Source organism: Marinicella gelatinilytica, assembly GCF_026410405.1.
GTDB lineage: Bacteria > Pseudomonadota > Gammaproteobacteria > Xanthomonadales > Marinicellaceae > Marinicella > Marinicella gelatinilytica.
Genome location: NZ_JAPMLN010000028.1, coordinates 1 through 8504 on the forward strand (window position 1 = coordinate 1; position 8504 = coordinate 8504).

At 36.0% G+C, this 8504-nt stretch carries 4 protein-coding genes; all 4 read left to right on the top strand.

The window, feature by feature from the left end:
* On the top strand, positions 1–1382 hold a 1382-nt coding region (locus OS173_RS13070), incomplete at its 5' end, for an FG-GAP repeat protein (protein ID WP_267184736.1).
* 9 nt (positions 1383–1391) lie between these two features.
* Positions 1392–6362: an Lcl domain-containing protein gene (locus tag OS173_RS13075; protein ID WP_267184737.1), complete on the top strand. Its 4971-nt coding sequence runs from the start codon at positions 1392–1394 to the stop codon at positions 6360–6362.
* Positions 6352–7506, top strand: coding sequence for an Lcl C-terminal domain-containing protein (locus OS173_RS13080; protein WP_267184738.1), 1155 nt, complete (start codon positions 6352–6354; stop codon positions 7504–7506). The genes OS173_RS13075 and OS173_RS13080 overlap by 11 nt, the downstream gene beginning before the upstream one ends.
* An 18-nt stretch (positions 7507–7524) precedes the next feature.
* Positions 7525–8043: an Lcl C-terminal domain-containing protein gene (locus OS173_RS13085; protein WP_267184739.1), complete on the top strand. Its 519-nt coding sequence runs from the start codon at positions 7525–7527 to the stop codon at positions 8041–8043.
* Positions 8044–8504 lie beyond the last annotated feature (461 nt).

Consider the following 8504-nt stretch of genomic DNA (forward strand, 5'->3'; position numbering starts at 1 on the left):
GATTCTTTATGGGCTTGAATAAGCTCAATCCATTGTTCTTTGCTTCGGTAAGTTTTGCTCATGTAATTCACTGTGTTAAAAACACACAGTGTGCATCAGACATCAGAAAAATAGTAGAATGGGGTTCGCTTGGCGCTTACAAAATATTAGGAGAAAAGATGGGTTATACGGTAAAGAAAGCAAATCTACTATTTTTAATTTTAATTTTGCATTTAATTACAGTGGCTCATGCGGCAAAAATAATTTCAAATGATTTGGATTTAGATGATAATTTTGGAGAATCAGTTGATGTTTTTCAACATACAGCTGTTATCGGAGCCTCTACTGAAGATTCTCAAGGGAATGATTCCGGAGCGGCTTATATTTTCAACTATTCAAATAATCATTGGTTAGAATCTGCAAAGATAATCCCGACAGATGCTCAGAGTGATCGATACTTTGGTTTTCCAGTAGTTATTGAAAATAATCGAGTGGCTGTCGGTGCTATTGGTGATTCAACTTCAGGAATTTTCTCGGGTGCTGTTTACATTTTCGACTTTAATGGTACCGACTGGTCTCAAACCTCCAAAATTATTGCAGATGATGGAGACGCTTTAGATATCTTTGGATTTTCAATTGATTTATCGGGTAATCGACTCATTGTAGGAGCTGCAGGAGTAGATGATGAGGGTACGGACTCCGGTGCGTTTTATATTTTTGAATATAATGGAATTGATTGGGAGCAAGAGCATAAAGTCACCTTATCCGGTGGAACAGGTTTTAATGAGCTTGATGAATTTGGATACTCAGTAAGTTTACAAGGGGACAGGGCTTTAATTGGCACAAAAGGAGCTGATGCGGGTGGTGAAACTGGATTAGCATATATCTATGATTATGATGGTACGAATTGGAATCAAACAATCAAATTAAAAGCCAATGATAGAGCTGTTGGAGATCAATTTGGATATTCAGTAAGTCTGGATGGTGATATGGCATTAATTGGAGCTCCTCAGGATGATGATGTGTTTAGTGGGTCAGGATCAGCTTATTTATTTGAGTTTGATGGTTCAACTTGGACTGAAGTAGCTAAACTTACATCACCAACAGGAAAGGCGTTTGATAAATTTGGAAGTTTGGTTAAATTAAAAGGCAACAGAATAATGATCAATGCTAACGATAACGTCAGTACTGATTCTGGTTATTCATATATTTATGATTTTGATGGATTCTCATGGGTTCAATCTAAAAAGTTCTCAGTAGATCAAGAATTAGACAACAATGAGTTGGGGTATGCAGGTGGTTTTTATGATGACCATGTTTTATCTGGCGCCTACAATGATGACTCTAAAGGAGCTGTCTATTCATTTAATTTAGATATTATATTCAGCAATGGGTTTGAATAAGGGAAAAGCATGAAAAATAAAAGTATTAGCTTAATAGTTTTCGCAGTATTGATTTTGGCATCTTTCCAAAATCATTCAAAGCAGTTTGATGAATACTCAGCGAAAGAACAATGGGAACAAGTAAAAAATTCAGCCCGAGAATCAAGGGTTTTAATTGATTTGTTTCTAAAAGAAAGAATACCCGGTTCATTTCCGCACCAGGTAAAACAAAGAATAAGTGCAATAGCCACTGATGATGATGTTCGATATCTTGTAAATATTCTTACTGACCCAGAGAACAGAAAATTACAACCATTTGCATATTCTCTATTAATTCATATTAAAAATGATGCAATGTTAGAGCCATTAGAGAATAGTTTTTATTCACAGGATAAGCCTGAAAAAAGAAATCAATTATTTAACTTGATCACCCAACAAAACTCAGTGAATGCTTATTATTCATCTTTAAGGTTAATTGATTTTTTACAATCAGAAAATTTAAATTCAGAAGCAATTAGTCTTATTAGCTATAGTTCTAGGTTTTTATCACCTGAACTAAAAAATGAATTAATATTAGGAACCAAATCTGCAAAGCCTATAGATAGGGCTATAAGTTATATTGGGTTATCAAATTACCAAGGAGATGATGTTGAATCACTTATCACTAATGCCTTGTATGTCGAAGCTGGAGTGATAAAAGGAGAGTATGAGTACGTTCAAAAATCAAACCAATCGAATAATCTCTCGCAGATGAGGTTAATGGATATAATTTTAACAAATTCAATAACAAATATTGAAGCAAGAAAACATAGACAAGGAAAAGAATCTGTTGCAAATGGTGATGACTTGATAGCAAGAAGATCTTTTGAAGTTAATTTGGCTGAGAAATTTGCTCCGGTATTATTTTTATCTAGTGCTGGAAACACAGGTGTAAATCTAAAATTATTTGATCCTACTTTTAGTTTTGAGGATTATATGCCAATAAACGTGTATGATATTACAAATGTATCTGACCACCTTTCAGAATTTAATAGATATTTGGGAGGGGGTTATTATTTAGATTTCCCTGCAACCGAAGATATTGTATCGACTATGGGAAGCACATATTTAAACAAACCTCAAAACTATTTAAATTTCAGCCCAATGTGGTCAGGCATAACTACTAAGGAAGAGCGTTACATAACCTTATCACCTGTACCAACAGTTTATTACAAAATTTTTAGAGATGATAATCAGTTGAATCCAATTGCAATACAGTATTGGTTTTTCTATTATTATAATGATTGGGTTGGTGATCATGCTGGTGATTGGGAATCTGCGACTATTTTTCTAGATTCAAATAATCAACCAACAGAAATGATATTTTCTACTCACTATGAAGCTAGAAAATACTCATGGCAAAATTTATCAGTATCAGCTATTGAACTAACTCATCCAAAATTGTTTATTTCAAATGGTGGTCATGGCTCTTATGCGTATAGTGGGGAGACCAATTTTTTCCCTGGTTCTCCAGCCCCAGTAAATGATAATCATCTTGGAGATAGAGAAGTCCTTTATCCATTGAGTGTTGAATCACGGCCTAATGGAACATTTTCGTATCATTTACTTGAAATACCCCAAAGTGAATCTTCATGGAGCTACTTTACAGGAAAGTGGGGGCATAAGAAAAATGGTCCAAATGGTCCATTATTTAGATTTGATGCTTCGAGTTCAGCAAGATATCCATGTGTTACACCCACAGGATTGGGAATTGGAGATGGTTGGGAGTGTGCTTTAAATCCACCATATGATCCTTTCCAATCATGTGGGCCTAGAAGAGACACAAGAATTGCAGGAGATAGTGATATTGGTTTGCATTATGGGCCGTGGTACTGGGCTTCAGGTTATGGTTTAAATACTCCATGGGAAAACCAACAAGATTGTTTAGATTCCTTAATTACACTTCCAACTCCTGTTTGTAATTATAATATCGGAATTAACTCAAATAATCACGGAAATTGGGAAGCGGCATGCACATCTTTGGTTCATAATAGTAAATACTCAAAATACTATACATTTGATTTACAAGAAACAAAATTAATCTCCATTGACCTGACATCATCTGTTGATACTCAAATGTATTTGCTTGAAGGAAGCAGTGGACTTGGAAGCCTTGTTGAATTTGATGACGATGGAGGAGCTGGTGAAAACGCTAAAATTGTTACAGAATTGACTGCAGGCATATACACAGTTGAAGCTACAACAAACCCAATTTTAAGCCTTGGAAGCTTTTACCTGTCAATAGGTGAAGTTGCAAACTGTAATTCAAATATAGATTTAAATACTTCAGTTCAGGGCGTTTGGACAAATGACTGCGTCTCCGTTAACAGATCAGGCCGGAAAGCACAATTTTATAATTTTGAAGTATCAACTGAAACAGACGTTATAATTAATTTAGAGTCGGATAAGGATGCATATTTATTTTTATTAGCTGGCGACTCCTCTAACTCAGCTGTATTGGACTGGGATGATAATAATGGAGAGGGGACAAACTCTAGAATAGTTAGAACGTTATTACCTGGTAATTACACACTTGAGGCTACAACCAAGTATGCCAACATTACAGGTGATTTTTTGGTTTCCATAGTAACAGGTTCACTTACAGCATCAATTAACCAATCTTCAAATCAAGCAGATCCAACCAGTATAGACAGTGCTAAATATGAGGTTGTCTTTTCTGATCCAATTGATCCGGCCACATTTGATGAAACGGATATAATTCTTTCAGGTACAACCGGAACAATAACTTCGGGTTTGATAACAAATGACAATAAGTATTGGAGCTTTGAAATCACAGGAATGACTGATGGGGATACAGTAGTTGCTAATATACCTTATGGTGCGGTTGGGAATTTTGATGGCTATTTAAACAATACCAGTACATCCACTGATAATATGATTACATATAGCTCTATAACCACAACTGGTTTTGATATTGGTTATAACAACCTTAATACAACAAACAATATGATGTATCGTGGCTATGACTGGTATCGAGGTGACTTAGGTAGTCACACAGGTATCGATCAAAGTGAAGGAACTCCAAGCAGTATTAGTTTTGGTAAAGTTACATTGCTAAACCCAGATGGGAATAACTCACCTAATGACATTTGTGCTTCAGGAGATTGCCGTTTTGGAAATTCGCTGTTAGTCAGGTATCTTCACAATGATGGTACCTATAAATATGGCATGTATGCCCATTTAGATAGTTTTGACGTAGATTTAGATGATTTTGTGGTGCCTGAACAAAAAGTCGGAACAATGGGCAGTACTGATTCAAGCGTTACTCATCTGCATTTTGAAATAAAAGACGATAATATGTTAGGCAATTCTGTTGCGAATGGCTGGGGTTATGTGCCATATGGTGGTGGAACAGATGTTAATCCTGATGATTACAATTATTATAATCCCGCCGTGTTTATGGGGAGTTCAACAAATTCTATAGCTATGCCAATCTTGTCAAGAACAGCCAATACTCCATCCTTAACAAATTATGATGTTTATGGCACAGCTGGTGAAACAATTCACGGATTCATGAATTTACATGGTAGTTTCAATGCTTCATCAATAGTCGTTCGAGATTTTAATGACCGAAGCCTCGTAGAAAGCCAAGGTGGCTTAGATGATACCTTAAGGTTTTTAGGAGGCCAGAATATTAATAGTTCTGTTGCGTCAATAACAGGAACTAATACTTATGAATTGGGTGAGTATCTATTTGTTCCTTATGTTCAACAAGATACAGAAAATAGGTTTGGCTACCCTGTTAAATTTGAATTTTTAGCAACCAATGACTTTATTATTGATAATGATCAACAAAATGCCGATACTGATACAGATAATGATTTAGGAACTATCCCAGCTTATAACGGAAGTGAAGGTAATGAAGTCCCTGGCTATTATTTAACAGCAGATTTACATGCCGGTAGATCAGGTACATTTGCACAATGGAAACCATACAAAAGTGGGAACTATGAAATCTGGGTGCATGTACCAGAAAAAGGAGCGACAGCAACAAGTGTAGAATACGTCATTAAAGAAGACGGTGTAGATTCAATCCTATCTTTACCAGTAGATCAAAGCTTAAACCCTAATAGTTGGGTCAAACTAAGTACGGCATCATCATCTAACTTTAATTTTACAGACCAAGGCTATGTAGGTATGTTCTTAGGGTCACAAGTTGGTGAATCAAACTACTCAATATTAGAAACAGAAAAAGTTGCATTTGATGCTGTTAAGTTTGTGAACTACCAAAATTTCCCACAAAATTTTAAAATTAACGATACCGGACTGACATATTCATCGAATGAGATTCATAATAATTGTAATAGTTTTATTTCTCTTCAAGAGGACTGCTATCATGGTAGAGATGCTACCAATAATGATAGCAGTGATGGACAAGCAGGGTTTAGCTTCACTAAACTGGATAATTTAGGTCAGGAACTACCTTCCACAGCCACACAATGGTCATGCGTAAGAGATAATGTGACTGGGTTAGTGTGGGAAGTTAAAACCGATGATAATGGACTACATGACAAAGACCATAAATATACTTGGTATAATCCCGACAGCAATTCTAATGGAGGCTTTGCAGGCTCATTTCCAAATGGTAGTGTAGGGAATGGAAGTGTTAATAGTACATTCGGATTTGCCCAGGAAGTAATAGATGAAAAGCTATGTGGTTTAAGTAATTGGCGGGTTCCTACGCTAGGCGAACTTTTCAACATTGTTGATTTTGATTTTTTATATGGTACTTTTGATGTCAACTATTTTTACCTGAATCATCAAGTTGTTATAGATGGATATGACTATTGGACTAATACATCACCAGGTGGATTGTCTGGTGGTTATGAGGCTTATTATTTAGATGATAGCGATACAGGAGGATTACAAGTTTATGTGATTGATAAAGACTATGAATTTAATGTCAGACTAGTATCTAACGGAGAAAGTTATGATCAATAAATCTAGCATCATTATTATTGTATTTACTTTTTGTTCAAGTGTAAAAGCAAATCAAGGTTGTAGTGATTTTATAGAGTCAACCACTCCAGACTCAAGGTTTGAGGTAAATCAAGGTGAAGTGTTTGATAAAGAAACAGAGCTAATCTGGCAACAATGTACATTAGGTTTATCTGGCACAGATTGCTCTATAGGTACTGCTTCAACTTACTCATGGGAGTCTGCATTTCAAGCCGCAGAAGCTGAGCAAAGCTCAACAGGAAAACTTTGGAGATTACCAAATATAAAAGAGCTTTCATCGATTGTGGAATATAAGTGTCATGACCCAAGAGTAAATGTTTCAATTTTTCCAAATACCCAGTCTAATTTTTACTGGTCATCAACACATTCAGGGTATTCAGAAGCATGGAGAGAAGACTTTCATTTTAGTTATCCTGCAAAAATGCAGCAGACAACACCTGCATATGTGAGGCTCGTTAGAAATGCTACTACACAAGTGTCAAACAAACTGAATGATACAGGTATAACCTGGGGTGGAGATTATCCATCAGGTAATAATGCCACTTGTACTAGTAACATTGCATCTCCACAAGACTGTCACCAAGGGAGAGACTTCACGCATAATGATGATTCAGATGGTCATGCAGGGTTTAGTTTTACAAAATTAGATGCAATTGGTAACCCTTTAGCTGATCAAAGCGTTGATTATGCAACGACTCCTTGGGCTTGTGTTAGAGACAATGTTACAGGGTTGATTTGGGAAGTAAAAACTGCTGATGGAGGGTTTCATGATAAAGACAACACCTATCGTTGGGGCGGGATTACTAGACAAGGTGATTATGGTACAGAGTTTTATAGTGATTGGGATGTTCTTGTGAATGCAAGTAATTTTGAACCCCTATGTGGCTTGACTGGTTGGCGAATCCCTACATCGAAAGAACTAATGAGTATAGTTGATAATAGTCGAATTAGTCCTTCGATAGATTATAATTATTTCCCTAATACCAACCATATTCAGTTTTGGTCGGCTGCACCAGTTGCTGGGAACTTAAATTTCGCATGGACTATCAATTTCAATACAGGGAACTTAGATTTTGGTTTGCGGAGTGATAATTTGAGTGTTCGACTAGTCAGGGTTGGTCAATAAGGAGATTAGGAATATATAATGAAAAAAATAAATTTAATATTTGTGTGCGTATTGACTGTTCAAATTACTCATGCTCAAACTTGTAGTTCTGTTTCAGAAATCCATCCTAGTACACCTAATGGTATCTTTAATGACTATGGAGATGGTACTGTTTCAGATAATAGTACTGGTTTGATGTGGCAAAAGTGTCAATTGGGTTTATCAGGAAGTGATTGTTTAACTGGTAGTGTAACATCGCACAATTGGGAAGAGGCTCTCAATATGGCAAATAATAGCACATTAGCAGAATATAATGATTGGCGTTTGCCAAACCATAAGGAGTTGTTGAGTATAGTAGAACAGCGTTGTTATAGTCCGTCAATTAATACAACATATTTTCCAAATACATCTAGCTCATACTTTTGGTCAATTTCGCCGAGTGTTAGTTATTCGGAGAGTTCATGGGTAGTCAATTTTGATCATGGTGGTTCTTTTAACTCTAATGGTCGTGATGGTCGTTTCAGCAATTTCTTTGTACGGCTCGTACGTTCCGAATAGTGATTTTTATGTATTTAAGGTCCTCGACTAATGGATCTAGGTGAAAAAGCCACCTTAAATACAGAAATTGGAATCAAGCATAAAGATTGCTTATTTAAAGCAGTAAAAATATCTGTTGGTAACTCTTTTGGTAACAATTAAACATATTCTAAATAATACATTTATTTTCAACGGTATATCCGATTAAGTGATTCCGCCACCGGCACCATTTATTTCTTATTCTCAGATTACCCACCTATCTGATTCTGATAGAACCTAATCCGTTGATTAAAGCTATGCATTCCCACGCTGGAGCATGGGAACGAGGTTTAGTATAATTGTTATTTAGTCGCCCCTGAAGAACTAATAACCCATTGATATTCAACGCAATATAGCGTTATTATGCTATAATAAATTGCAAGAAAACATGAATCAACCATCAAAAACCTTGCAATATGAAACCTAAAAAACCTAACAATCAC

Bases quoted from the DNA above. Each gene is read 5' to 3' on its own strand.
- OS173_RS13080 (WP_267184738.1), top strand. From the start codon at position 6,352: ATGATCAATAAATCTAGCATCATTATTATTGTATTTACTTTTTGTTCA.
- OS173_RS13085 (WP_267184739.1), top strand. From the start codon at position 7,525: ATGAAAAAAATAAATTTAATATTTGTGTGCGTATTGACTGTTCAAATT.
- OS173_RS13075 (WP_267184737.1), top strand. From the start codon at position 1,392: ATGAAAAATAAAAGTATTAGCTTAATAGTTTTCGCAGTATTGATTTTG.